The organism is Rhodococcus koreensis (assembly GCF_900105905.1).
GTDB lineage: Bacteria > Actinomycetota > Actinomycetes > Mycobacteriales > Mycobacteriaceae > Rhodococcus_F > Rhodococcus_F koreensis.
On record NZ_FNSV01000005.1, the window covers coordinates 726,118 to 750,389 of the forward strand.

The window sequence follows — 24,272 nt, forward strand, 5'->3', positions numbered from 1 at the left end:
GGACGGTTGGGCGCACCGACCGCCGATCAGGTCGGGATGGGGCGGAGCCGTCGTAGTACTCCGAGCCGGGGAAAGCCCGGCACATGGGGAAGGGCGGCAGCGGTATCGAGAAGGGAAGGAGACTGTAATGCCGAAAGACGCGGCGGTGAACATCGTCGCCCCGGACATCGCGGACCCACCGGGCCCACGTGCTCGGGTATCGGGGATGCAGGCCAAGCTTCACCATTGGGCGGCGGCCGATTCCGGCCGCAGGTTCGATGACCTGTTCAACTTCGTGCACGATCCGGCCACATTGCGTGTGGCGTTCGAACGGGTTGCGGGCAATACCGGCGCGAAGACTCCCGGCGTCGACGGTATGACCGTCGCCGACGTGGAGGCGAGTGTGGGGATGTCCGGATTTCTGGACGATCTGCGGACTCAGTTGAAGGACGGCTCGTTTCGTCCGCTTCCGGTGCGGGAACGTAAGATTCCCAAACCGGGCGGCAGCGGGAAAGTCCGGAAGCTGGGGATTCCGACGGTTGCGGATCGGGTCGTTCAGGCGGCGCTGAAGCTGGTGCTGGAACCGATCTTCGAGGCCGACTTCCTGCCGGTCTCCTATGGGTTTCGGCCGAGGCGGCGGGCGCACGACGCAGTCGCGGAGATTCAGTATTTCGGCACCAAGGGTTATCGCTGGGTGCTGGATGCCGACATCGAAGCGTGTTTCGATTCGATCGAGCACACGGCTCTTATGGGCCGTGTGCGAGAACGGGTCAAAGACAAGCGTGTGTTGCTGCTGGTCAAGTCGTTCCTCAAGGCCGGAGTGATGAGCGAAACCGGCCATCACGAGGACAATCCGACCGGCACGCCGCAAGGGGGCATCTTGTCGCCGCTGTTGGCCAACATCGCCCTGAGCGTGCTCGATGAGCACGTTCACGGGCCGTGGCAACCGGGCGGCGCTATGAGCACCCCGACAGGTCGCGCTCTCCGTCGTAGGAGAGGCCTGCCGAACTGGCGAATCGTGCGCTACGCGGACGATTTCGTCGTGCTCGTGTTCGGTAGCTGCGACGATGTGAACGACTTGCGCGAAGAGATCGCTGATGTGATCGCGCCGTTGGGGCTTCGGTTCTCCGAATCCAAGACCCGAGTGGTGCACATGGGCGAGGGGTTCGACTTTCTCGGGTTCCGCCTCCAGTGGAAACGCAAGAAAGGGACGGACAAGTGGTACGTCTACGTGTTCATCGCCGACCGGCCCCTCCGGTCGCTGAAGGACAAGATTCGTGCCGTGACGAGCAGGCTGTCGCAGCAGCCACCCAGGGACGTGCTGATCCGGCTCAACCGGATCATGCGCGGCTGGTCCAATTACTTTCGGTACGCGGTAGCCAAGAGTGTCCTGCAATCCCTCGCCATCTTCGTGTGGCACAGGATTGCTCGCTGGTGGATACGGCTGCATCGGTGGAGTTGGACAGATCTTCGACGGCACCTCATCGGCCCTCACGGGACGTGGAAGATGCCGTCGGCGGACGGGGTCGAACTGTTCAATCTCGGCCGGGTACCGACTGCACGATATCGGTACCGCGGCAGTAAGATCCCGAATCCCTGGGCAGTGGCTAACCACGCTTGATGGCAGAGACCGTGGAGAGCCCGGTGCGTGGAAACGCGCACGCCGGGTTCGGCGAGCGGCTCGCAGAAACGGGCCGGTGGCGACACCGGTACCGCGCTGCGGGCCGACTCAACCACCCGGGGGCACAGCTGCGGTTCACCGATTCCGACGGGCACCGGATCACCGGGTTCATCACCGACACCCCCGCCGGTGTGGTCCCCGGTGGGCTGGCCGGACTGGAGCTTCGGCACCGTCAGCACGCACGGGTCGAGGACCGGATCCGGCAGGCCAAGGCGACCGGGCTGCGGAATCTGCCGTGCCACCGCTTCGACGCGAACGCCGCCTGGCTCGAGACCATCCTGGCCGCCACCGACCTGGTCGCCTGGGCGAAGCTGATCGGCTTCCCCGACCACCCCGATCTGGCCCGCTGCGAGATCGACACCTTCCGCTACCGGGTGCTGCACGTCGCGGCCCGCATCACCCGCGGGGCACGGGCGGTCCGGGTCCGGATCGATTCGAGTTGGCAATGGGCCCAAGCCATTGCCGCAGCGTGGTGCCGCATCCGGACCGCGTTCACCTGACCGCGGCCACCTGCTCCCACGACGCACGAAAGGCAACCCCGGCCGGTGGAACCGGGCACCCACCCGAGCGACATCGGGCACGCACTCACACCCACACACCAGAACCAGCCCGCACTATCACATCCCAGCCGAAACCTACTCACCTGTCAGGTGGCATGAAAAATTGAGGCTAATCTCCCGGATCGATGCCCAGATCAAGCGACTGCCCCCGCCGCCCGAGGAACGACTCCGCCGGATCGATGCCCTGATCGCAGAACTCCAGCGCAAGCGCTCTGAGGTCTTGAACGAGATCGCAACCAAGAAGGACTTCGAATAATGACGTTCGCGATTTACTGCCGGCTCCCGAGCGTCGGGGTCGGCTCGATTTCCGTCACGGGCCTGCCCCTCGGCGGTAGCATCGCAACCGGTCGGTCCCCTCGCGGACTCCTCCCAGACCGCCTGCGGGACCGACCGTTGTGAATGCCTTCCGATCGGGCGGAGGTGGTGTCATTAGCGGACTGGCGACGACTCAACCGTGGTAGTCACCGTCGACCCCGGTCTTTTGGGAGATGGGCTTACCTCCCGGGCATGAAAGAGACCGGGTCTGACTCGCCCTGCACATCGTCGACCCCGGTCATGGATGCCTCCGATCACCTGCGCCGGGGTCGGCTTCGGAACCTGTGTGCCGCAACGCCGCCACCGGCGATAAACTTGGGTCGTGAGGAATTGCCGATTCACGAGAAGAGGTGGTCGGATGCGATTGAGCCTTCCTTGACCGAGTAGAAACGATCCCCTGGCCGCAAATCTGGCCTCTCCCGCACACCGAGGGGCAGCAACCAGGGGGTCGATCGATGTCCCCACCCACGATCCCCAGGCTTCTCCACAGATCGTCCGCAGGACATTACGGTCGGGTTACGATCCGTCGGTGACGCTCGGCGCCCTCTCGATGGCCCTCCTGCGGCTCAATTACCGGCTGGCTCGCGTCCCGCTGCAGTTGGTCGAGGACGTCGGGATAGCCCTGCTGGACGAGCATGCGCCGATGCGCCCCGCCTACGAGCAGTTGCTCATTCCCTGCGATCACGCCGCCGCCATCCTGCTCGGTGACGAGTACGCCGCCACACGAGCAGCAGACATGCGCCGCCGTAGCGCTGGGGTCCGTGTCACGATGCCGCGCCGACATCAGCGCGTGGATGCGGAAAGCGCCGCCCTTCTCGATCTGCAGCGTGAACGATTCGAGCGTCGCCAGCATACCAAGGACACCGACCGAGCCTGACGTATCTTTCCGTGAACCCTTCCCACAAAGCCCAGGCAGACAGTACGTTTGGGCATGGTAGGCCAGCTTTGGGGGTGCCAAGCCTCGGTGTGATGCGTTTGAAGAGTCCGTGCGCACCATTCCAAGGGGCGGCACGGGGGCTGGCCTGCCGTCATTCATGTGTTTCACATGGTGTCGAAGATGATGTGCTCGGGTATGCCCGCCCCCCTCGCGCGCCGACTACGGCGTCCCAGAGGTCGCCCGTGAGGTTCCGGTAGGTGTCGTACCAGATAATCGCCGGAACTCCGTTGTGGTCGGGTACTCATGAACGTGCGGAGGACCAGTGTGGCGGAACTGTCGAGTGGAACCATCATGGGTCGGTCGACTGCCGCATACCAGTCGTCATTCATGCTGCAGTGCAGTGGAATTCAAGAGGGTTGAAAGCAATGACGATGACTAGTGTTGCACTTCAACACTATTGAGCGAAGCACGCATGATGGGCGATGAGCGCTGAGCACAAGCAAGGTGTGATGCATGTGCATGCTGCGTGCTCTCACGTCCGGGGCAGCGAGTCCAGCGCACGATCGAACGCTGCCGCCGCGCCTTCGGCTGACACCGAAGACCCCGGCGGCACTCACCCGGGCGGAGTTCGCTCTCGCGGCGAGCAGACTGGCGGATCACCAGATTCCCAGATTGCCCTGCCACACTGCCGAAATGATGTCAGCACTGCCACCAGCGCATAGTACGGATTGATCATCGCGCTCACCTCCAGGGAGCGGCCCACCAGTTGGTGACCGGCACCGGTTACCAAGTACCTATTCGACGTGTCCGTTCCTTCTCCTCGGCAAGGGGGCCGGTGGCGATTATCCATCTGGGTGGTAGTCGGCAACGCCGCGGCCCGCCAGAATGTCGGTCAGCATATCGATTTCGGTGAGCCACCACCCCGGCCGGGTGATTCCACGCTCACGACTGGGGCAGGCGTGGGTGAAGATCAGGATGGATCGGCCGGCACCTCGTGCGTGAACCTCCCACCGCAGGAGCTCGTCGCCGCAGCAATTCTCGAGGCATCGGATCTCCGGTGGCCTGATCGCCGAACCTTGCAGGTCACGCCAGGAATCGCACCGGGACGCCCACATGGAGCGGCCAGAGTCGGCCAGTACCCGCCACACCGAGTCGCAGCCGTATGGCCGGTACCGTTCCAGCCGCCCCGATGGTCACCCGGTTCTTCCTGCGCTCAGGTAGTTTCATCGTCGAATGCGTCATGGAACTCGGGTAGGAAGGTGTCCACAGCATCAACGACGCGGCTGATATCCACCCGCCCGCAACACCGAGGCCGGGACCTGATCGGACGCCACGACGTCCGCGGCCTCCTTCTACCGCGGTCGGGCGGAGCGGTGCTGTACTTCCTCCGCATCCGCACCGACCTGCCCCCGCTCCCCCTCACTGCCGAGAAGGTGCTCGCCGACCCCTGTACACGTCTGCGGATCGCGCTGCTGGGGCTGCGGACCTCCGAACTACTGCGGCCACTACTCCCCTTCGACCAGCAGTAACGACACGTCCCTCACGTGAGCGACTCACCGACATCGCGGCGGACCTCAGGGGGCTCCGCCGGCACAGTGATCCACCCTCAACTCACGGGTGCGAGAAGGCCGGGCCAACACCCGTGAGCTTCCCTCGATGCACCGGGCGAGAAAATCCAGTGTTCACATAGTCCTGGCCCGGCCGGGTGCACCGACCCTAACGCACGGCTACACTGTTAGGTAACGAGAGGAGTTGGTGATTATGGCGGCGGACATCGAGACGCGAGACACCGGTGGCGGCACTCAGCCGCTCGAGCAACTACTCAGCGAGAAGTTCGGCATCAAGATGGCTCGACTCGACATCGAACGCGCCCTCGACGCGCTCCCCACCATCCACAAAGCCTCGGTGGCCCTTCCCGCTGCCGAGGCCGCGATGTACGACGCCGCCGACTTCGGCGAAGACCAGGACGCCTACCGGCGGAAGATGCTCGACAACGTCGCCGCCTACACCCGCCTGCTGAGCACCGCGCGCACATCAGCCGAGGTCAGCGCCCTCCTCGAGGTCGATCCGTCGCGGATCCGGCAGCGCGTAGCCGACCGCACGCTATGGGCGCTCAAGGACCAGGGGAAATGGCTCTTCCCGGCACTACAGTTCGAACCCGATGGACCGCGACCCGGCCTGGTACGCGGCCTGGACAAGATCCTGTCTGCCCTGCCCGCCGGGCTGCACCCCCTGGCCGTCGAAGGGCTCCTGACCACTCCGCAAGACCAACTCCGCGACGACGAGGGCAAGCCCGCATCCATCCTGCATTGGCTACGTTCGGGCGGGGACATCGCGACCGCCTCTGGCGTCGTGGAGCAGCAGAGATGGGCGAGCGCCTGACGGATGTCCATCCTCCCTCTCCCCCCGCCTCCGTCGCCCGATGAACTGCGCGCCATCGGAATCCGACCGAACGAATACCGCCTCATCGATACGACCGAAACCTGGTGGCGGGTGCACCGCACCACCGCCGTACACACCCTGGCGTGGAACGCGTTCCGCACCTTCGGGCCTGTGCTGAGATTCGATCCCCACCCGCAACCGCGCGGACATCACCCCACGCACGGCGTCTGGTACGGCGCAACCAACCCCGGTGCCGCGCTCGGCGAAGCGTTCCAAAATGATCGGACCATCGACCGCGCATTCGAGATCCCCTACTTGACCGGCCTGCGTTTCACCCGCACCCTGCACCTCCTCGACGTCTCCACCGACAGCACCGGCCACTGGCCCACCCGCGCCGGCGGAACCTATGCCATCTCCACCGCCGGACACGACCACACCCAGAGGTGGGCCCGCGCCATCGTCGACGCATTCCCTCATCTCGACGGCATCAGCTACAACAGCCGCTTCACCGGGGCCCTCTGCGCAGCCCTGTTCTCCCGAGCGCAGGACGCGATGCCTACCGCTCCCCTCACCTCACGAGCGCTGACCGACCCGGCCCTCGCCACCCGACTCGCCGGCGTCGCCGACAAACTCGGATACAAAGTCGTGTGACATTCGCCTGTTCCCGACACCACGACCTCCCACCCACGGTGGCAACCCGCTACTAACTTCGATTCTCGGTGCGGGAATCGCGTTGAGGTCGACGCCCAGCGGGACGCCGCTGGAGAGGGCGTCGAGTGGAAACCGGAGATGTAGGCGTCAGGATCGTTTTCGGTGATCTCGCCCAGGTCCTTCGCCGTCATCTTGCGCTCCGCCATCGGCAGTTGGCTCAGTCCGCCCAACGACCGAGGCCAATTCCGGGGTTTCGTTGTCGGAGAGTAGTTCGATCCAGTCGGGTACTCCTCGGTTCCGTCGACCCGGCTACGGCGAAGCACCTCGGTGTGCTGCTCGGGGCTCGAGACGCGACCCGGTTACACCGATACGCCGACGAGCCGTACCGAATCGAAGCGCGCCGAACGTGCCGCAGAAGCTCTGATCGAGGCGGCCCGTCGCGCGCACGCTGAGGCCGGAAACTGAACGTAAGGCTCGACACCGGCGGCATCGGATTTCAGGACAGATCGAGCGAATGAAGCCTCGATCGATCAGTGACCTGCAACGACGCACCTCCGGCTAGAGCGGGCCTCTGGGCGTGTCCGGGCCAGGCGTCACGTTTCCAGTCGCCTGCCTGCCGACCGCACCGTGGGCGAACTGGTAGACAGACCAGGTGTGGTGGAACGCTCAGATCAGGAGGCCCCGATGCCGCGACCATCATCATGGGTGAGGACGACGGCCTCCGCCCTCGGTGAGGAGCTGGCACGAATCGGTCTGACCGTCCCCGCCGACCGACTCGAGGACCTGCTCACCGAACGCGTCGCCGCCGTGGCAGAGCGGATGCACATCACCGAACGCACCGCCCGTCAGTACTTCGATCATCACGCACTGCGCACGCTCGCCCGTGAACTGGCCCTGAGCATCAAAGATGAGGCACCCGGCGCCGACCTGCTGACACTGCCCCGCACCATCGCCATGCCCCTGCCCACCCTCGGTGCGACAATCGCCGCCCTCGTCGAGGTCGCCGCCCTCGCCCGCGCCACCATTGGTCCCGACGAGCCGGCGACAGCGATGTCGATGATCTCCACCCTCGGCGTCCTGACCAGAGAACACGACGGCGACCTCCCCAACGTCTGGGTGCCGGAACCGCTCCTCGTGCGAGCGGTCCGGCTCATCGAGAACACCGCCGACCTCGTACACCAAGGCTGCACACTCCCACCAGGCGTCGCCGAGGACGTACGACCCCACTTGCAGAAGGCACTCAGCGAAGACGCCGACCGGCTACGGACACTGATCCCCGCCACCGGCCGACGGACCGGCCCGGGCCTGTGGGCGGTTCCTGACGATCCCCGGTGAACACCGGAGCTGTCCCGAGTGCATTCGTCCCGCAGAAACGATCGAATGGGTGACGATCTCCGCGAAGGACTGGTCCTCGATACGGCTCGTCCCGCGCCCGCAGCGGTCGCGGTCGCGGGCGCTTGGGCAGAGTTGTGCTCCAAATATGCTGGCAGCCAAGCCTTCCCAAAGTGGGGATAATTGGCATTATGCCGCCTCGAACTTTGAATACGATCTGCAACAACGTATTTGAGCTCACGCTATCCAACCGCCCATTGCCTCTGCGAGACCGCTGGGTAGACCCTGGTGCAGATTTGTGTTCGGATTGCCGGTACTTCCGGGCCGGGCGCCGACCAGGCGCTCGTGCCGGCGTGCAGCTGGTTGGTCGAACCCTGCCCGATTCCAATGGCGTGCATAATGTGGGTCAGCCGCCGAACGCCCTGATTCTGCGCCGCGGCACATCATCGTGCGAGTCGCTCGGCATCCCGTGGCCCGCCCAGCACAGAGGCTACCGGCCGCTCCGGCCGCGGGGGCTGAAACGAGGGGTACTACTTGGTCGTCGGCCGGTCATCGCCGCGATCAACGAGATAGACCACCTGTGCGTCACGGAGCCTCTCGCGGTGTCGCACCCACTCGTCCATACGTGCCGTCCTGGCAACTCGCTCGGCCTCCTGCCTCTGCCTCTCGCGTCGCTGCTGGAGGGCGAGTGTGAACCGGACAACGGCCGTCCGCTGATGAAGTGCACCGGCGCGGGCAGCGGCGGATTCGTCATCGAGTAGACGAGCAGCGGCGCGATCCACGGTGACGAGTACGTTCTCGTAGGCCAGCCGCAGCGGTGCCCGCTCGTCGAGGCGGGAGATCCCGACATCCTCGATCAGTTGAAGAGGAAATTGCGCTATGCCGTAGTTCAAGCGCAGGAGGGCCATCGAGACGGAACCTAGTGTCACCGACGGATCGTAATCCAACCTAAGTATCCCGTGGACGGAACTGGGGAGAACCCTGTGGGTGAGTTGTAGACGGCGATCGACCCCCGGCGATCCGTGGGCGAACGCTACCCGGGGAGCGATCGGTCCTGCCGGAATGGCCACTATTCCCTTCCAAACGACCACCTCCTCGTGGAGTCATGATGCGCCTGGGTTGAGCCCCAACGTGCATTTATCGCCACCTGGCCTGCCGGTTCAGGTGCCGAAGTCGACCCCTCCGCCAGCGCGGTCGCGTCGTCCAGCTTGGCCAGTTCGTCGGGGCCGGCCGTCGCAAGGTCGAGTCGCAGCAACTTGGCGACCTGCTCCCGGATGTCTTGATGGATCATGCCGATCACCACCTGGTCGAGATTTGACCATCGTCAGCGCCGGATCTCGATCTCGCCGAGCCGGACGTCGACACCGGCCTTGCGCGCCTCCGCGATCCGATCGATCAGTGCATAGGCGAAGCGGTAATAGTCGATCTGAGAGGTGGCGCCGTCGGGATGCGCGGTGTCGGCCGCGAGGAAGGCGCTCAAGTTCCCATGTGCGACCTTCACGGCCTTGATGGCCGCTGCCTCGTGTTCCACGGTCACAGCCTTCGAGGCGCGGTCTGAGGCTCGACTCTCGGCCCGGAGAAGAGCGGCACGGAGTATGGGAGCCACGCGCTCGATGACACTGTCGGGGGCCGGCGGGACATCGTCGTCGATACTGCTCATGGTTGGCATTCTCCTCCCCACGGGCACCCTCCCGTCGCCCCTTCGCCGGACTGTCGTCGGTGAAAGGGGTGAGGTGAGAGTCACCGGAGCCAGGGTGCCCTCACTACCTATTCCAAACCCGGGTGGAGCACGCTTCGCCGCTCACGTGCGGGTAAGGCGGGAGCGCGGACGACCAGGACCGTTCCCAGGACCTGCGCGGCGAGTTCTTGACGGCCGTGGGGGGTTCCATTCCAAGACGGTGCCTTCCAGCAGCTGTCGGCAAGCTCAGCGGCTTCACGAAAGGGGAACGCGACCGTCTTCTGCCTCGGCACCACGGCGCCGGCCCTTCTTCACTGGGAGCGCGATAGTGAAGTGACATGTCCTGCGCAGCAGGGATTGTCACCCTCGACCAGCCGATCTCCTACATCATTGCCCCGGGACACCCCGATTGCTCCCGGACCACGGCGCATGCATGGCTACGACGTTTGCCGATGTGGCCACAAATCCTCCCGTGACGACACTAAAATCCAGTCCGGTCCCCCATCCGACCCGAGTATCCGTCCCTGCGCATTCTCCCCACCCACCGCATGGAGACATCGTGGCGAAGCAACCCAAATATGGCAATACGCGTTTCCGCGACCAACTGGCGTTTTGGATTATCCTTCCCAGCTTCGCCGGAATTCTTGCAATCAGCGTACTGATGGTCATCTATGCCGCACCGGATAACCGCGAGGAGGTGGCCCGCCTCGTATTCAGTGCAGTATTGCCCCTCTTCGGCACATGGGTGGGCACCGTGCTCGCCTTCTACTTCGCACGCGATAATTTCGAGGCGGCATCCGAGTCGACACTGCGCCTCACCGGATTGCTCAATCGCTCGTCCGCGGTCGCCGAATTGATGATTCCGCGGTCACAGATGGTGGTACACACTCTGGCCTGACTTGCACAGTTTTAGTACCCCGGTCAACGTGTCGGTAGTTCCAGCGAGGTGAGGATGGCTGCGGCGTCGACGGTGAGCGGGTCGGCGGCGGTGTGGGGGTGGCCGGCGATGGTCAGGCTGATTTCTTGTAGCGGGCGCAGGGTTTTCACGATGCGCCCGATCGAGACTCCCGTCTCGGCCTGCAGATAGCGGGCGACCGCGAGCGCGGTGAACACGACCGTGAGGTGGGCTTCGATCGCGTCGCGGGTGTGGTGGAACATCGGCCGCGCCCGTAGGTCGGTTTTCGACATGCGGAACGACTGCTCGACATGCCAAAGGTCGTGATACTTGCCGATCACCTCGCCCGGGTCCATCAGTGTGGCGGGGATGTTGGTGACGTAGCCCTTCAACCCGACCAATGATCGGGCCCGATCGAGAGATGCGGTGTCGAGGGTGCGGCCGCCCGCGGTGGTCTTGACGAACCGCGTCGACTTCGGAGCTGTGCCGCCGTCGACGACCTCCCTGGCCCGGGCCTCCTGGGCGTTGAGTGTCTGATTGTCGCGGACCGCCCGTCGTTTCGAGTACTGCCAGACCGCCCGCCAGGACTTCGGATGTCCGGCCGCGTCCCAGACCGGTTCGGTGCGCTTGTTGACGTTGTTGACGGTACTCTTCGCGTGCCGGGGAGTGACCGTATCGATTATCTGTCCGTCAGCGAAACTATTTCCGTTCCAATGGAAATGGTTTGCGAGATCGGCGGGGGCTTTGGTGACGCGGGACCCGACGATGAACTTGAGTCCGGCCTCGTCGAGGTCCTTGAGATTGCCGGCGGAGAGCATGCCTGCGTCGGCGGCGACAACCATCTCGACGCCCTCGATGTCGTGGCGGGCCTGGAACTGCCGGACGATCGGGACGATGGTATGGGTTTCTGCCTTGTTCCCTTCGAAGCAGCCGATCTCGAGGGGGAATCCGGTACGGTCGACGAGCAGGCCTACCACGATCTGCGGATCCACCCTGCGTTCCTTCGAATATCCGACCTTGCGCAGGTCGTCTTCCTTCTCTGCCTCGAAGTACAGCGTGGTGACGTCGTAGAGCACCAAGCTCAATCCGCCGGTCGCGGCGGCATGCTCGAAACATTTCTTCGCGACCCGGTCTCGGTAATCGTTTGTGGCGCAACGCTTCAATGCGTTGGCGTAGGTGTTGCGGTGGGCCGGGGTCAGGCCGATCTCGGCGACGACCCGGCTGGTGTCGCTCATCGATGTCGGCTCGACGAGCCGGCCGAGGACCAGCTGGAAGAACGCGTCGTCGTCGACAGCGTCGAGACCCAGGCGTCGCCATCCGGTCTCGATCGCCTCGATCAGCCAGCGGGACCGTTTCGTCGCGATCACCGATCCGCGTTCCCCACCACCGCCGAGGTCGAGGTCGAGTTCCTGCTGGCCGGCCTGCAGCTTTTCCCGGGCCGCCTGCAACAGTGCCGCCAACTCGCCCTCGGTGTGGGCGGAACCGAGGTGCTCAAGGATCTTGTGGCGGCCCCCGTCCTTCGCGGCGATCTGCACCGCCGTCGCCCCCGACGCGGTCCGAACCTTGCGGATATAGGCAGCCACAACCGGCGATCCTACCGACCGATTAGTGCCCCATATCCCCGACCCGCGAATCCACTACCAGCACAAACGCCAGCCGAAGCCGGAAATCCCCATCGACCTGTGCAAGTCAGGGGGAACGCGACCGTCTTCTGCCTCGGCACCACGGCGCCGGCCCTTCTTCACTGGGAGCGCGATAGTGAAGTGACATGTCCTGCGCAGCAGGGATTGTCACCCTCGACCAGCCGATCTCCTACATCATTGCCCCGGGACACCCCGATTGCTCCCGGACCACGGCGCATGCATGGCTACGACGTTTGCCGATGTGGCCACAAATCCTCCCGTGACGACACTAAAATCCAGTCCGGTCCCCCATCCGACCCGAGTATCCGTCCCTGCGCATTCTCCCCACCCACCGCATGGAGACATCGTGGCGAAGCAACCCAAATATGGCAATACGCGTTTCCGCGACCAACTGGCGTTTTGGATTATCCTTCCCAGCTTCGCCGGAATTCTTGCAATCAGCGTACTGATGGTCATCTATGCCGCACCGGATAACCGCGAGGAGGTGGCCCGCCTCGTATTCAGTGCAGTATTGCCCCTCTTCGGCACATGGGTGGGCACCGTGCTCGCCTTCTACTTCGCACGCGATAATTTCGAGGCGGCATCCGAGTCGACACTGCGCCTCACCGGATTGCTCAATCGCTCGTCCGCGGTCGCCGAATTGATGATTCCGCGGTCACAGATGGTGGTACACACTCTGGCGGATGGCGATACCGACGGCTCTGGAGTCAAACTCGAGGATCTGCTGGAGAAGATCAAGGTGAGCGGAAAAAATCGGATCCCGATCCTCGACAAGAATGACTTAGCCCACTTCGTTCTGCACAAATCGTTACTCGATGAATATGCACTTCTTCAGGAAGGACGAGCGCTCCGTGACAAAACTTTGCACAACATGCTGGGCGATACGGGCCACCCGGAGTACAAGGAGCTGGCCGGAGCCATCGGTTTCGTTTCGGTGAGCGCAAACCTCGGTGAGGCCCGCGACAAGATGAACGCCATCCCTCGCTGCAACGACGTGTTCGTCAGTGCCTCCGGGAAGAATGAAGAACCCGTGGTGGGCTGGATCACGAATGCCCAGCTGTCGACCATCAACTAGGGCGGGTCGCACCCGGGCCGCCAGAGGAGCTGCGACCACATGCCCGAACTACACTGGGGCGGCGGGTATCCCTGCGCGCTGGCCCCGATGCTGATCACCTCCATCACCCTGTACGCGGTGTTGGGGCGCGAGCGCTGGCTCTGAGAATAAACCCCGATGATCCTGCCGCACCAACCTTGCCCGCCAGGCCCGGGCGCGCCCGACCACCTGGGCCCGTGAGGCCGGGCGGGCCTGCCCGCCGCCCCCACCCGCGGCCCTTCACCGAACGCGAACGCGGCGCACGGGCTCGAGTTCGCTTCCCCGTTCCGGCTGCTATTCGCCGTCGCCGCGTTCGCGTTCGCGGTCGCGGTCGGGTACGTGCTGGTGCAGCGGCTGCGGTACCGGCACCTGCTGCGGTTCACCAACCTCGCACTCCTCGACCGGGTCGCCCCGAAACGTCCCGGACCGAAATGGCGCATCCCGGTCGCCCGGATGGTCGTGTGCCTGCTGCTGGCGGTCGCGCTGGCCGGGCCCACCGCCCGACAAGAAGGTGCCCCGGAACCGGGCCATCGTGATCCTGGTGATCGAGCTGTCCCTGTCGATGCAGGCCACCGACGTGCCGCCGTCCCGGATAGCGGTGGCCCAAGAGGCCTTCGCCGACGACCTGACCGCGGTGATCAACCTCGGGCTGGTGGCCTTCTCCGGCACCGCCTCGGTCCTGGTCGCGCCCACCACGCTGGTGTTGTGGTTGGGCTTGCGGAACATTGCGCATGTCCTCGAAGGACCGCTGCGTGCATTCGTCGACCAGCTACGCCACTCTCGGCTGCCGCTGCTGCGGGACGGCGTGGCTCGTAGGCCACGTCCCCCCGAAGGTCCAATCCACGACGCGTGTCACGGTTGCGGCCTCGTGGTGTCTTCGCCCCGGGCGGCGGCGATGTGTTTCGCGGTGTCGACGTAGTGCCGCATCCGGGAGATCGTTCCGTCGCCGTTGAAGGTCCACAGGTGTAGTTCCTCGTCGCGGTAGCGGCCTCCGCCGGGGACGGCGGCGTCGATGGCGATCTCGGCGGCGACCTGGCTCTCGTCCGCCATGATCGAGAGCACGGCGAACTCGGCGATCTCGAATGCGCCGACGACGCGGAAGAACTCGGCCGCGCCGGCCCGACCGGTCCGCTGTTGGAGCCAGGGCACGCCGGCGCGTTGAGCGAATGCGTCGGCCCAGTGTTCCCAGCGCACGTCCTCGGCGAGCAGGTCGAGAATCGCCGGGAATTCCCGCGGCCGAATGCGGAATAGAGCTTCTCCACCACCGCCAGCCGGATGACGTCGACGTTCGCCAGGATCGACACCACCAGTGCGGCGATCTGGGTGTATCCGGTGGGGTCCGGGATGACCGACAGCACCTGGGAGACCCAGCGCAGATCCACGGCCGCGGCCATCGTCACCAACGGCGCGAACTGGTTGTTCAACTCCCCGGCCACCTGATGGGCACCGTGGGCGTCGAGGGCGGCGAGGGCGGCGACCTTCTGCGGCAACACGGTGAGGTCGTTCAGGATGCCCGGCACTTCGAGAGCGGTCACCCCGGTGGCGACATTGAGAACCTGACCCACCACCGTGGCCGGTTTGAGCACCGACAGCACACTCGTGGCCGACGTGAGTGCATCGGCGGGAACCGATGTCAGCGGGGCTGAGCGCATAGCCTCGCACTCGCTCAGACGAGATCAGCTCAGGATCGGCACCCCCGCGGGCAGACCCGACCACCCGTGAAGAATCGAGATCAGTGAGGGGCTGTTCGACTTCACCCCTTGGGTGCCTAGCCCATCGGCGGCGGCCGAGGAAGACTGGGAAGTGGTCCGCCCGCAATTTGTTTCTGTTGAAAGACCGCACCTGCAATGGGTTTTCTTGTACTCGGTATTCCCGTCATGGTTCTGGCCGGATTTCTGCTTTTCGCTCGATTAATCAAACAGCGGCGGAAGAAAGGCCGCCACCACGAATTCCACCATCCCCTGAGCCGTGCTGGTTATGCGGCCTGGAGGAGGGCGTAAGCCTTGGGCCCGGCGATGAGTACGGGACCGGAACCTCAGAGACCTACCTATGACCGGCGGACACTGTCGCTGCCCTTCCACGGCATCGTGATGAGATGCCCTATCTGGCGGGAAAACTACTGTAAATCAGCACTATCCGTGCATCGATGACTAGACTGCTCCACCACCCCGACACGACAATCCACACACGGCACGTGCGCTATGAACTCGACCGGATTGATCGCACACACCTTCCAGCGCCACACCACACCGAGCTCCACTCGCCATGGAAATCCCAGGCGAGACCGACCTCGCGTGCGGTGTTGCGGTCATGTGCCTTCACGGTGGAGCTAGCGTTCCTGCGCGAGGTCTGCAGACTCCAGATCGCGCGTGTCCGATGCACCTTAGGTTCGTTCGAGTTGCCCACCAGCAGCGGCGCGCTCGCGGCATTCAATGCGCTCAGGACCCCGGTCCACCGCAAAGGTGCGGTACAGGTCATAGCGGATCACAGCTTGTGACTCCGCGCTGACGTCGCGGGCGTTGACCTCACTGACAGACCTGCCACGGAGCGGGTTGCCGTCGGGCATCCGCTTTTCTGTGAACAGCCGGCAGAGGAAGTGAACTCCACCGAAGAGCTCTTCAGAAAGCTCGTTGACGGAACACCCCTGATTCGTCTGCATACAGGGCGACCGTCAACAGTGGTGTGCCGGCCGGCGCGGTGCAGCTCGACCAGGTGTGCTTCCTGGTGGGGCTGAGTTTGGGTTTCTCTATCGCCTGCCACCGATCGCCGCCCGCCTCCCAGAGGCAACCCTAGGGTGCACTCCTCGACACCCTGGGGTGGGGTGATTCCTGCGAGTACGGGGATCAGGCTTCTAGGTGTTCACGGTCGGGGCACTCCGGTCTTCGGGTACCTCGACATCACCTGTCGGATCACTGGGAAGCCCTGATGCTCACTCGCACGGAACCCGCAGTTGACGCTGTAGGAGAATCATCATGAATGGCAGTCATTTCCAATCCTACGATCACGCGCTGGGCCCCAGGAACGGGAGATACTTCGGTTGCGGCTACAAGCGAGTCGAGCACTCGCTGTCGGATATCTCGATCGAACGCTCGATGGAGGTCGGTGCGCGTTACAGTGCCGCCGCCACGTTGCGCTATCCCTCGGACTGGTCGAAGAAGTCCAGCAAGGAACTGGTACCGCACGTCAGCAGCATCGACACCCTCGTTCTCGCCGCGACGATCTGTGAACTCGCAATCGTCTACACCCGGGACCTCAATGACACCGAGGCAGGCCAGATCTGGGTCCGCCGGGCGACGGTGCGATGCGGAACCAGGCCACACGAGGATCTGCAGAACATCCCGGTCGAAGCGGTCGTGGAAGGGGTAACCGAGGACGAACCCGACGCGAATACAGTACAGACCTCCTTCAGTTTTCAGGTCGGTGAGCTGAAAGGCACACTGGTGCTGGTACACCCACCCGGGTCCGGCCCGCTCGCGGTGCCCGGAGTAGACAGATTCCGAAGTAGCCATCACGTCCATCGCGGACCCGGGAAGCACTTCTACCTCGACGGATTCAAGGATCGCACGCTGTCGGGACGCGACATCGTCGTCAGCGCCGATAACACCTCCATCACCGGACAGCATCGCATCGACCACGAGGCGAGCGGGCAGTACTACGGTGCGGAATCCGGATATCCCGGTTCGATCTCGTTGATCGACATGATGCTCGGCGCCGCACAGTTGGCGCAGATCTTGCTCTACACAGCGGATTCGCTGGACCGCTCGAACAGCAACACGCTGTGGATGCGGAAGCTGGAACTGACTGCCGAGTCACCGATCCGGCCCACCGACGGTGATTTCGCCGGGACCGCCGAGATACGACGCTCCAACGTGGTCGAGCGCGCCGGACACAGGTGGCGCAGCGTCGAGATCGCCGGCAGGGAGTTCCAGGGCGTCACCGGATCATTCCTGCTGTGCCATCAGCTGCCCGCCCGGCGAGAGAGGGCCGCGCATGAGTGACACCAGGCACCTCAAACTGGCCGTCACCGGGGCGCCGCGGACGGGAAAGAGCACTGTGGCCGCGGCTCTTTCGATTCTGACCGGGTTGCCCCGAACCAGCTTCGACAGCGCAGAGCAATCGCCGCCGACTCGACCCGGCGGCGGGCCGGCTTCCGCGCGGGTCCCGGCGTCGATGGTCGGCGCCAGCCTGCGCTCGTTCGAGGCGCGAGTGCACAACGAATCCGCCCTCCCCGGCTTCGTCTCCGACGGGTCCGTCCTGAACGAGTGGGCGGAGATCAGCGCACAGGTGTTGGGTAGCCGAACAACCGCGAGGGAACGCGCCCGGCACCCGATGCAGTGGGCCAAGCACACACCGGACCGGATCTTCATGCGGCGTTACGCCCGGGCGCTCGAAGGCATCCTGGTACGACGTGCGCGAACGGTGTACGACGGAATCATCCACCTCCCCATCGACAGTCGCCCCCTACCCGACGACGACACAGCGGAGGCGGGCGAGCGACGACGCACTTCGGACCGACTGTTGATCGACGTCATCCATCGTCTGAACACACCGTACGTGGTCGTCGGCGGATCCCTCCAGGACATCCTGACGCGGGTGACCGGGTTCTACGGACTCGACCACCGCGTTCCCGTCGCAGACGCGGTCGCCGAGGCCCTCGCGAGGTCGGCGAGCCCGACGACACCCCGAATGGGCGCGGCTCGAGCGACACGCCCGGTTGTCGAGGCGAGATGACGGGTCGAGCCGGAACGACATCACGCGCCCACGATACGAACATCTCACCGAGACAGGCAGGAGACCACCCTATGTCCACGGCATTCGAGGGCGACCCACGAGACGAGAAATCCGGCAACGCGACATGGACACTCACGGTCGTATCGATCGCCACCTTCATGCTCATGCTCGATCTCACGGTGTCGAACGTTGCCCTGCCCACCATCCGAAAGGAATTCGACTCCTCCTTCTCCTCGCTCCAATGGATACTCGACGCCTACGCCCTCGGGCTGGCCGCATTCCTGCTCGCGGCCGGATCCCTCGCCGACAGAGTCGGCCGGAAGAAGGTGTTCGACGGCGGCCTCGTCATCTTCGTACTGGCCTCGCTCGCCTGCGGTCTCGCCCCCACCGACACGGTCCTCATCGTCGGCAGGCTGGTCCAGGGAATCGGCGGCGGAGTGCTTTTCGCGGTAGGCCCCGCCCTCATCGGACACGAGTTCCGCGGCAGTGACCGCGGAAAGGCGTTCGGCGTGTTCGGTGCGGTGGCAGGACTCGCGATCGCGTTCGGTCCACTGATCGGGGGCTTTTTGACCGACACGTTCAGCTGGCGCTGGATCTTCCTCATCAACGTGCCACTCACCGTCGTCGCGCTCGCCATCGGGTTCGCGAGGATGCGAGAGTCGCGCAGCGCAACCCCGCCACCACTCGACATCGCCGGAATGATCACCTTCTCCACCGGACTGTTCTTCCTGGTGCTCGGGTTCCTGCGCGGCCAGGCGGACGGGTGGTCAAGCGGTCGAGTGCTCACCTGTTTTTCCCTCGCCGTGGCCCTCGGTGTCGTCTTCGTCGTCATCCAGATCACCCGGAGAGACCGAGCCATGTTCCAGCTCAGCCTCTTCCGCAACACGTCCTTCAACGGCTTGTCCGCGGTCACCGCACTGTGCGCTGCGTCGACGATGGCGGCGCTGTTCCTGATGATCTCCTACCTGCAGAACGTGCTGGGGTTCTCGGCCTTCGCGACCGGTCTTCGCTGCCTTCCACTCACACTGCTGCTCTGCGTGGCCGCCGCGGCCGCCGGCTCCCTCGTGACCCGCGTCCGGCCGAGCATCCTGATGGGGGTGTCGCAGCTGTTCATCGCTGCCGGACTGCTCTGCGTCCTCCTCATCCGGACCGACACCGCCTGGCCCGTGCTCGTCCCGGCAATGCTCCTGGTCGGTCTGGGCATGGGCTTGTTCAACCCCGTGCGGGCTGCACTGTCGATCGCCGTCACCACCCCCGACAAGGCCGGCATGGCGTCCGGCGTGAACGAGACCTTCCAGCAGGTAGGCCTGGCAGTCGGAATCGCGGCGATCGGTGCCCTGTTCCAGAACCGGGTCGCGGCCGACTTCGTCGACTCCCCGACCGGAAGGATGCTCGGCGACAGGTCGTCCGAAGCGGGCGACGCCATCGCGGCGGGGGGCGTCAACGCCGTCGCCGACAGCGTTCCCGAATTCATCGCCGACACGGTCCGCGAAGCGGCGCTGACGGCATTCGTCGACGGCCTGCACGACGTCATGCTCCTGTCCGCGATCTTCGCAGCAGCGTCGGCGGTGATCGCATTCGTGGCGATCCGTCGGAAAGATCTCGACGCGGCCGCACTGACGCACCCGATGATCATCCGAGACGAGACCGATCCCGTCGAGCAGATTCCGCTGGTCGACGTCGAGCAGAGACGATGACATCCCCTTGCAGAGGAGAACCGACCATGTTCACCATCGACGGCCGGCGCACACCGACCATGCGGCTCGCAATTTCCGGGACCTACTCGACAGGGAAGAGCACGACCACCGAAGCTCTCTCCATCGCCACCGGTATCCCTCGAACCCATGCGCTCACCTCACGCGAACTCCTCGTCGATCTCGCGCCGGGTAAAACCGTCATGGAACTCAACTCCACCGAACTGCTGCAGCTGGGCCTGCGCCGGTTCGAGGAGCGAGTTCAGAACGAATCGGGTGAGCATTCCTTCATCTCCGACGGCTCGGTCATCCACGAGTGGGTGTACGGAGCAGCCCGATTGAAGGTCGGAATCAATCCAGGGGCGAACTGGGCGCTCCGTGCCGTCAAGGCTGCGGCAGGCCTCGGCAAGAAGAGGCCGGCCCGCGAGTACATGAGCGTTTTCGGCGACGTCGTGAAAGCCCGAGCCGGGTGGCTCTACGACGCCTACATTCACCTCCCCGTCGAGTTTCCTCTCCGACCGGACGGGCACCGGCCGGTGTCCGAGCCGTTTCGAAAGCTGTCCGACGACCTGCTCGTAGAGACACTGAAGGAGATCGGCATCCCCTACTACATCGTGGGTGGAACCGTGAAGGAACGGGTTTCGAGGATTGTCGAGATCTTCGACATGGACCTCGCCGTCCCCGTGGACGACGCCGTCGACGAGGCCGAGAAACGAGTGGCGACCGCCACCGCGATCCTGGTGGAAGACGATCGCTTCAAAGCCGCGCAGCGGAAGAAGTCCGTCGCCAAGCAGATCGCTTTCGCGATGCGCTACTAGTCCGATAGCCAGGCCGCTCGGGCTGTCTCGCGTCGACACCTACGCGTGACGTCAGGTCACCGCGGTCACGTTGTGGGTGGTGCGGCGCACTCGGCCGGAGGCAGGGAGTGGACATGACCGTCGTGGACAACGTGGTGCATGTGGGAGGGGTCGGGCCGCGACCCCGGAAACGCTCGACAGCACCTACGAGATCCTGCGGGAGAAGGAGGGGATGGCCTGGATCAGGCTCCGTGAGTTCGCGTTGCACCACCTGGCGGTCAAGGACGCCATCACCGCCCACCAACGCGCCAAACTCGAACGCTACGACACCATCTAGTTCGTGGTGCTGCGGCTGGCCCTGCTACCTCGACGACGTCGAGAAGGTCGAGTTCGGGGAACTCCACGTCTTCGTCGGCCCTGATTTCGTGGTCACCATCCGCCACGCGGAATCCCCGGATCTGGGGATGGTGCGCCATCGCATGGAACAGGCACCGAAGTTGCCGGCGGTCCCCCTGCTTGTGTCTCGCTCTTCCTCGCGGGTGCGCGCCCTCGTGTTTCGGCGAGTTCCGCGCGTTGTTCATCTGCGCGTTCGGTGGCGGCGTCGGCTTGGGTGCGGGAAGCGGCGAGTTCCGCCCGCGCTTCGGCGAGGTCTGCATCGAGGCGACCGATCGTGGCCACGGACGCTACGGCGGCCCGCTCGGCCTCACCTCGGACCGCCCCGACCTCCTCGCCGAGCTCGGTGATTCGGGTACGCAGCCCGTCGATGAGTTGATGCTGTTCGGCCGTCTTCTCGCGGTGCTCGGTTTCAGCGGCATCCATCTGCTGCCGCCATCGGTCGAGGACTTCGGTGTGTTCGGCGGCGAGCGCCGCCAGCTCCTCCCGGTGCGTGCCGCCTCCAGAGCCTGCACCTGCTCGGCGTGCTCACGCTGGACGGCGGCGAGCGTCGTAGCAACCTCCTCCGCGGCCGTTTCCGCAGCTTGGGCGGCGGCATCGGCATTGGCCCGGTCATCAACTGCGGTGTCGAGTTGGTCGCGGAGTTGCTCGATCTCGGCGGCGGCGTCGGCCCGCTCTCGCCGACTGGTGGGACCGAGTCCTCGGCCGGCCCTCGACCGCCTGACGGCTGCTCACCGTCCACCCGATGTGCGCTAAGCCGGACACTGCCCCGCAGTGGACGTCCTTCACCCCTGTTGGCGACCATCGGGGCGGACGATCATGGGTGACAGGCCTGACACTGCAGGAGGAATCTCATGACGCACCACAACGACCCTCTCGCGCACGCCCAGCACACGGCGCACGAGTGGCTGAAGGTTGTCGCCGAGCGACTCGGGACCGAGGACCGCAACTACACCTACCGGGTGCTGCGGGCATGGTTGCATCTGGTTCGCGACCGACTCACCGTGGACAGTGCGGTGCATCTCGCCGCCCAGCTGCCCGAGCTGCTGCGCGGAGTCTATTTCGAGGGCTGGGTACCGAGCAAGGTGCCGATCCGCTACGACACCACCGGGTTCACCACCCTGTTCGCCTACGAGGGCGGCATCAGCCCGGCCGACGTCCCCGCCACCGCCGGTGCCATCTCCGCCGGGCTGGGTGCGCTGTTCTCGCCCGGGCAACTCGACCATGTGTTCGCGCAGATGCCGACCGGGCTCCGCGGCGAACTCGTGAACGGAACCCCCACCCCGGCCGCCGCGCCGCGCACCTCCGCCGAACATCTCCGGCTGAACGCCGTCGAGGACAGGCTGCAGGCGCTGACCGACGCGGTGTCGGCATTGGCCCACGGCCTCGAAGAACTCCCGACGGAGGAACCGCCCCGTAGCCGGGCGGCAAAGGCGGCTCAGGAAGCGCACCGAATCCTCATGGTGGCGGGCACGTCCAAGAGATAGCCCGGCCTGTTGTCGGCCGGCCCTCGAGAACCAGACGCCCGGGGCATCGTGGGGTGCGAAGGTGTCGGACGGCGGCAACTACGTGGTGTTCGATTCCCTGCGTCCCACCTCGTGGAGGGCGATACGAACGACCACTGGGACGTGTTCCTTCGCGACCGCGGCAGACGCATGTTGGCCGTCGCTGAGGATGCAGACGATGGCGTCACGGAATTTGCGGACGCAGGTGTCGCCGTTCGTCGGCAGGCTGACGGGCTAGTCGGCACGGTGACTGCTGTGCTGCGTCATTGTGAACGCCGACGATCGGCACGATGACGGACGCACCCGGGCACGGCGACGGCAAGACCGGACGGGACGGTTCCGGCGGGAACATCGGCGTCCCGGCCATCCAGTTGATCGGCCTGCTCGTCATCGCCACCTGGGGCAACCGCAGCCCACAGATCGTCTGCGCGGTGTACCTGGTGCTCATCGGCATCGCCGCCGTCATCGCGGCCCTGCACATGGACAACCTCACCGACTAGACGATATGAGGGGCTTGGGCTGGGGCCTCCCACATGTGAACGTGGGGTTGCCGGACAGGAAACGGGTCCTGGCCGGTAGAGCCACAGATGTGGGAGGCCCCAGCAATGAATCAGCGTACGAGTATCGGATTGGATGTGCACGCACGATCGGTGGTCGCGTGCGGTCTCGACGGTCGGACCGGTGAGCTGTTCGAGCGCCGATTGACGCCCGCTCATCGCGAGATATTCGAGTGGATCCGGTCGCTGCCGGATCCGGTGAAAGTGACGTACGAGGCCGGACCTACCGGATTCGGGCTCGCCCGGTTCCTGGCCACGGCGGGCATCGAATGTCTGGTGGCGGCACCGTCGAAGCTGCAGCGCCCGCCCGGCGACCGGGTCAAGAACGACGCGCGCGATGCGCGGCATCTGGCCCGACTGCTGCACCTCGGGCAGATCGTCGAGGTGGCGGTGCCCAGCGTCGAGCAGGAGGCGGCCCGTGATCTGGTCCGTGCCCGTGAGGACTGTCGCGGGGATCTCATGGCGGCCCGCCACCGCGTGTCGAAACTACTTCTGCGGCACGGCATCGTCTACTACGGTGGCCACGCGTGGACGAAGGTGCACGACACCTGGTTACGCACCCAGCACTTCGACGCACCCGGTCTGCAGCTGGCGTACGAGACCGCCTACGACACCATGCTCGCGACGGTGGACCGGCGGGATCGGCTGGATGTGGCGATCGCGGCGATGGCCACCGACAGCGACTACACCCCGGTGGTGACTCGGCTCGGCTGCCTGCGCGGCGTGTCCACGCTGACCGCGTTCGGGCTGGCCGTCGAGATCGGCGACTGGCAGCGCCTGACCGGACGCTCGATCGGCGCCTACCTCGGGCTCGTGCCCACCGAACACTCATCCGGCGCGACGCGCTCGCAGGGATCGATCACCAAGACCGGCAACGGCCACGCGCGGCGGCTTCTGGTCGAGGCCGCCTGGCACCATCGACCCCGGTATCGTCCCGGAGCGGATCTGCGGCGCCGGTGGGAGCAGGCCAGTCCTGCGGCTCGGGCTCGCGGTCAGCAAGCAAACCGGCGCCTGCACGCCCGCTGGGCCGGGTTCGACGCCCGTCGTAAACGCCCCACGCTGGCCAATACCGCGATCGCCCGCGAACTCGCCGGCTGGTGTTGGTCGCTGGCCATGCTGGATACCTGAAAAGCCGGTTCCCCGTTCCGCATCCGGTTGCGAGTATGGTCGTCCACTCGTCGGGTGGCAAGGTCGGTTCTCCTCGCTGCGCTGCGGGGACTCCACTTTGCCCCTCATCGCCGACGACCGGCGAGCAAGGGCCGGAACGGAAAACCCACAACGTCCGGACGAATCACGCGGTGGTGACGGCAGCGCCTGGGAGTGATCCGCGAGCTACCTATGAGCAATCCTCAACTGCGCGTTGGGATCACGCTCGACACTAGACAGCGACCCACTCCAGCCGAACAACCGTCCTGCGGTACCCAACCCGCGCATATCAGAGTTGACCACGCGTCGAAACCGACACGCTCGCCACCACCCAGATCGACCGGGCCCACAGAGGCGGCGCCC

23 protein-coding genes and 4 pseudogenes are annotated in these 24,272 nt (G+C 65.1%); 20 read left to right on the top strand and 7 right to left on the bottom strand.

The window, feature by feature from the left end; genetic code table 11:
• Positions 1-127 precede the first annotated feature (127 nt).
• The 8 genes from ltrA to BLV94_RS07945 all read left to right on the top strand — a co-directional run bounded on the left by ltrA (position 128) and on the right by BLV94_RS07945 (position 7,780).
• Positions 128-1,600: a group II intron reverse transcriptase/maturase gene (gene ltrA, locus BLV94_RS07915; protein WP_074933679.1), complete on the top strand. Its 1,473-nt coding sequence runs from the start codon at positions 128-130 to the stop codon at positions 1,598-1,600.
• Entirely contained in the window at positions 1,600-2,160 is a 561-nt protein-coding gene (locus BLV94_RS07920; RefSeq protein ID WP_255315048.1) for a transposase, read from the top strand. Before ltrA ends, BLV94_RS07920 begins: the two co-directional genes overlap by 1 nt.
• A 163-nt stretch (positions 2,161-2,323) precedes the next feature.
• On the top strand, positions 2,324-2,476 hold the full coding sequence (locus BLV94_RS49450) for a hypothetical protein (protein ID WP_167372146.1): 153 nt from the start codon (positions 2,324-2,326) through the stop codon (positions 2,474-2,476).
• Positions 2,477-3,064: 588 nt separating this feature from the next.
• Positions 3,065-3,412 (top strand): hypothetical protein, encoded by a 348-nt coding sequence (locus BLV94_RS07925; protein ID WP_072949965.1) that lies wholly within the window; start codon positions 3,065-3,067, stop codon positions 3,410-3,412.
• A 1,259-nt stretch (positions 3,413-4,671) separates the two neighbouring features.
• Complete coding sequence (locus tag BLV94_RS50725; RefSeq protein ID WP_072949969.1) at positions 4,672-4,941, top strand: hypothetical protein; 270 nt, start codon at positions 4,672-4,674, stop codon at positions 4,939-4,941.
• A 232-nt stretch (positions 4,942-5,173) separates the two neighbouring features.
• Positions 5,174-5,794, top strand: coding sequence for a hypothetical protein (locus BLV94_RS48575; protein ID WP_072949971.1), 621 nt, complete (start codon positions 5,174-5,176; stop codon positions 5,792-5,794).
• A 3-nt stretch (positions 5,795-5,797) separates the two neighbouring features.
• Complete coding sequence (locus BLV94_RS07940) at positions 5,798-6,445, top strand: RES family NAD+ phosphorylase (protein WP_072949974.1); 648 nt, start codon at positions 5,798-5,800, stop codon at positions 6,443-6,445.
• Between the two features lie 705 nt (positions 6,446-7,150).
• On the top strand, positions 7,151-7,780 hold the full coding sequence (locus tag BLV94_RS07945) for a hypothetical protein (protein ID WP_244163554.1): 630 nt from the start codon (positions 7,151-7,153) through the stop codon (positions 7,778-7,780).
• Between the two features lie 527 nt (positions 7,781-8,307).
• Here BLV94_RS07945 and BLV94_RS07950 read toward each other — a convergent pair.
• From BLV94_RS07950 to BLV94_RS07960, 3 genes are all read right to left on the bottom strand, one after another.
• A complete protein-coding gene (locus BLV94_RS07950) occupies positions 8,308-8,706 on the bottom strand; it encodes a hypothetical protein (protein ID WP_244163555.1) in 399 nt (132 codons plus the stop codon).
• Between the two features lie 140 nt (positions 8,707-8,846).
• The gene (locus BLV94_RS07955; protein WP_072949981.1) at positions 8,847-9,080 is read right to left on the bottom strand and encodes a hypothetical protein; all 234 of its coding nucleotides are present in this window, start codon (positions 9,078-9,080) and stop codon (positions 8,847-8,849) included.
• Between the two features lie 21 nt (positions 9,081-9,101).
• Positions 9,102-9,437: a hypothetical protein gene (locus tag BLV94_RS07960; RefSeq protein ID WP_072949983.1), complete on the bottom strand. Its 336-nt coding sequence runs from the start codon at positions 9,435-9,437 to the stop codon at positions 9,102-9,104.
• Positions 9,438-10,014: 577 nt separating this feature from the next.
• On the opposite strand from BLV94_RS07960, the gene BLV94_RS07965 reads away from it, so the two are divergent.
• On the top strand, positions 10,015-10,353 hold the full coding sequence (locus BLV94_RS07965; RefSeq protein WP_143051367.1) for a hypothetical protein: 339 nt from the start codon (positions 10,015-10,017) through the stop codon (positions 10,351-10,353).
• Between the two features lie 23 nt (positions 10,354-10,376).
• Here the strand turns inward: BLV94_RS07965 and BLV94_RS07970 are convergent, their stop codons facing one another.
• Positions 10,377-11,933, bottom strand: coding sequence for an IS1634 family transposase (locus BLV94_RS07970; protein ID WP_072937935.1), 1,557 nt, complete (start codon positions 11,931-11,933; stop codon positions 10,377-10,379).
• A 406-nt stretch (positions 11,934-12,339) separates the two neighbouring features.
• On the opposite strand from BLV94_RS07970, the gene BLV94_RS07975 reads away from it, so the two are divergent.
• Positions 12,340-13,068, top strand: a complete 729-nt coding sequence (locus tag BLV94_RS07975; protein WP_143051368.1) for a CBS domain-containing protein — start codon at positions 12,340-12,342, stop codon at positions 13,066-13,068.
• Between the two features lie 309 nt (positions 13,069-13,377).
• Positions 13,378-13,783, top strand: a pseudogene (locus BLV94_RS50730) (vWA domain-containing protein); the annotation flags it as partial.
• A 155-nt stretch (positions 13,784-13,938) separates the two neighbouring features.
• On the opposite strand, the gene BLV94_RS49455 reads toward BLV94_RS50730, so the two are convergent.
• From BLV94_RS49455 to BLV94_RS48585, 3 genes and pseudogenes are all read right to left on the bottom strand, one after another.
• Positions 13,939-14,457, bottom strand: a complete 519-nt coding sequence (locus tag BLV94_RS49455; protein WP_255315049.1) for a nuclear transport factor 2 family protein — start codon at positions 14,455-14,457, stop codon at positions 13,939-13,941.
• Positions 14,346-14,729 (bottom strand): annotated as a pseudogene (locus BLV94_RS50735) (cutinase family protein); the annotation flags it as partial. The pseudogene BLV94_RS50735 and the gene BLV94_RS49455, both read right to left, overlap by 112 nt.
• A gap of 740 nt (positions 14,730-15,469) precedes the next feature.
• The gene (locus BLV94_RS48585) at positions 15,470-15,745 is read right to left on the bottom strand and encodes a hypothetical protein (RefSeq protein ID WP_143051370.1); all 276 of its coding nucleotides are present in this window, start codon (positions 15,743-15,745) and stop codon (positions 15,470-15,472) included.
• Positions 15,746-16,058: 313 nt separating this feature from the next.
• Here BLV94_RS48585 and BLV94_RS08005 point away from each other — a divergent pair, with 313 nt between their 5' ends.
• From BLV94_RS08005 to BLV94_RS08040, 9 genes and pseudogenes are all read left to right on the top strand, one after another.
• Positions 16,059-17,084, top strand: coding sequence for an AvrD family protein (locus BLV94_RS08005; protein ID WP_072949993.1), 1,026 nt, complete (start codon positions 16,059-16,061; stop codon positions 17,082-17,084).
• Positions 17,077-17,817, top strand: coding sequence for an AAA family ATPase (locus BLV94_RS08010; protein WP_072949996.1), 741 nt, complete (start codon positions 17,077-17,079; stop codon positions 17,815-17,817). The genes BLV94_RS08005 and BLV94_RS08010 overlap by 8 nt, the downstream gene beginning before the upstream one ends.
• Before the next feature lie 71 nt (positions 17,818-17,888).
• Entirely contained in the window at positions 17,889-19,514 is a 1,626-nt protein-coding gene (locus BLV94_RS08015; RefSeq protein WP_072949998.1) for an MFS transporter, read from the top strand.
• 26 nt (positions 19,515-19,540) lie between these two features.
• Positions 19,541-20,329 (top strand): ATP/GTP-binding protein, encoded by a 789-nt coding sequence (locus BLV94_RS08020; protein WP_072950001.1) that lies wholly within the window; start codon positions 19,541-19,543, stop codon positions 20,327-20,329.
• Positions 20,330-20,442: 113 nt separating this feature from the next.
• Positions 20,443-20,808: pseudogene (locus BLV94_RS47855) on the top strand (CorA family divalent cation transporter); the annotation flags it as partial.
• A gap of 106 nt (positions 20,809-20,914) precedes the next feature.
• The gene (locus tag BLV94_RS49465; RefSeq protein ID WP_167372114.1) at positions 20,915-21,457 is read left to right on the top strand and encodes a hypothetical protein; all 543 of its coding nucleotides are present in this window, start codon (positions 20,915-20,917) and stop codon (positions 21,455-21,457) included.
• 98 nt (positions 21,458-21,555) lie between these two features.
• On the top strand, positions 21,556-22,188 hold the full coding sequence (locus tag BLV94_RS08030; RefSeq protein ID WP_072950006.1) for a DUF2267 domain-containing protein: 633 nt from the start codon (positions 21,556-21,558) through the stop codon (positions 22,186-22,188).
• Between the two features lie 344 nt (positions 22,189-22,532).
• A pseudogene (locus tag BLV94_RS08035) lies at positions 22,533-22,700 on the top strand (MFS transporter); the annotation flags it as partial.
• A gap of 111 nt (positions 22,701-22,811) precedes the next feature.
• Entirely contained in the window at positions 22,812-23,891 is a 1,080-nt protein-coding gene (locus tag BLV94_RS08040) for an IS110 family RNA-guided transposase (protein ID WP_244163556.1), read from the top strand.
• The last annotated feature ends 381 nt before the right edge of the window (positions 23,892-24,272 follow it).